The 1,845-nt window shown below is 68.3% G+C and carries 2 protein-coding genes; both read left to right on the plus strand.

The annotated features are described in order from the left end of the window. Nucleotides 1-165 precede the first annotated feature (165 nt). Nucleotides 166-594, plus strand: coding sequence for an IS200/IS605 family transposase (tnpA, locus tag B7L92_RS31685; protein WP_081240752.1), 429 nt, complete (start codon nt 166-168; stop codon nt 592-594). Beyond that, complete coding sequence (locus B7L92_RS31690; RefSeq protein ID WP_081240753.1) at nt 591-1,799, plus strand: RNA-guided endonuclease InsQ/TnpB family protein; 1,209 nt, start codon at nt 591-593, stop codon at nt 1,797-1,799. Before tnpA ends, B7L92_RS31690 begins: the two co-directional genes overlap by 4 nt. The last annotated feature ends 46 nt before the right edge of the window (nt 1,800-1,845 follow it).

Genomic DNA, 1,845 nt, shown 5'->3' on the forward strand with positions numbered 1-1,845 from the left:
GATCGTGGACTCCATCAGGACCTAGCCAGGGGACGCCCCGCTTTAGCGGGGTGGGGAATGGCTTCTGCGTCCTGCTCTGGCCTCAGCTGGGTGCGCGGATCCGCAGTGTTCATCTGAGCCCACCTCTCTGCCGCATTATACCTGCGGCGCGTGTATAGTAATTGCATGACCGTGACCAGGAAGGCTCGCCGGTTCTCCGGCGGCGTGTACGATCTCGGGCTCCACGTCGTGTGGTGCCCGAAGTACCGCCGTCCGGTCCTCGGCGGCCGGGTCGCGGAACGACTGGACGAACTGATCAGGCAGAAGGCAGACGAACGCGGGTGGGAGATCATCGCCCTTGAGGTGATGCCCGACCACGTGCACCTGTTCGTGAAGCACGACCCGAAGTCGTCGGCCTCGCACGTGGCAAACCAGTTCAAGGGATTCACCTCCCGCGTGCTGCGCGAGGAGTTCCCGCACCTGAAGTCGCGGATGCCAACGCTGTGGTCGTCGTCGTACTTCGCGGCCTCGGTCGGCGCCGTGTCGGCGGCCACGGTCGAGAAGTACATCAACACCCAGTGGGAACGCCCGTTGAAGAAGGGGGACGGCTCGTGATCCGCGCGTACAAGTTCCTCCTGCGCCCCACGGCCCGTCAGACGGCAGCACTCGGTGAGATGCTGCGGGATCACTGCTCCCTCTACAACGGCGCACTGCAAGAGCGCCGGGACGCCTACCGGCACACCTCGAAGACCAGCGTCCGCTACGGCGACCAGTCCGCCCAGCTCAAGGAGATCCGCGCGTTCGACCCCGAGCGGCAAGGCCGCTGGTCCTTCTCCTCCCAGCAAGCCACCCTGCGCCGCCTGGACAAGGCGTTCCAGGCGTTCTTCCGCCGCGTCAAGGCCGGACAGACGCCGGGCTACCCGCGCTTCAAGGGCGTAGGGCACTTCGACACCGTCACCTTCCCCAGGGACGGCGACGGCTGCCGCTGGGACTCCACCCCGCACGACCCGCAGACCCGCGTCCGCCTCCAGGGCGTCGGGCACATCCGTGTGCATCGGCACCGGCCCGTGGAGGGCCGCGTCAGGACGATCTCGGTGAAGCGTGAAGGGAGTCGCTGGTACGTCGTCCTGGACTGCGACAACGTGCCCGCCGAGGAACTGCCGTCCACCGGGGCGACCGTCGGCATCGACATGGGCGTCACTCACTTCCTGACCACCTCGGACGGCGAACATGTCGCCAATCCGCGCTTCCTCCAGGCGATGGCCGACGAGCTGGCCGAAGCGCAGCGGCATCTCGCGGCGTTCCCGAGGCGGACCCGGCAGCGGACCAAGCGTCACCGCGCCGCCGCCCGGAAGGTTGCCAGGCTGCACGGCAAGATCCGGCGGCAGCGCGCCGACTTCCACCACAAGACCGCCCGCATGTTGGTCGCCGACCACGACGTGATCGCGCACGAGCGGCTGAACACGGTGGGCATGACCAAGAGCCCCGCACCCAAGCCCGACCCCGAGCAGACCGGCAGCTTCCTGCCCAACGGTGCTGCCGCGAAGGCCGGGCTCAGCCGCGGCATCCTCGACGCGGGTTGGGCGCAGTTCCTCGGAATCCTGGCGAACAAGGCTGAGAGTGCCGGTCGCCTCGTGGTCCCGGTGGACGCGCGCAACACCTCCCGCACGTGCCCCGAATGCGGGCACGTCGCGAAGGAGAACCGCGCCACCCAGGCGAAGTTCCAGTGCACGGCGTGCGGGTTCGCGGCGAACGCGGACCACGTCGGTGCGACGAATGTCCTCGACAGGGCCGGGCTGGCCCTCTGCGTGGCGGCTTAGCCACCGACGTAGGAAGCCCGCGCGTTTACGCGTGGGTGGAGTCACC

It is taken from the genome of Streptomyces viridosporus (assembly GCF_002078235.1).
Classification (GTDB): domain Bacteria; phylum Actinomycetota; class Actinomycetes; order Streptomycetales; family Streptomycetaceae; genus Streptomyces; species Streptomyces viridosporus.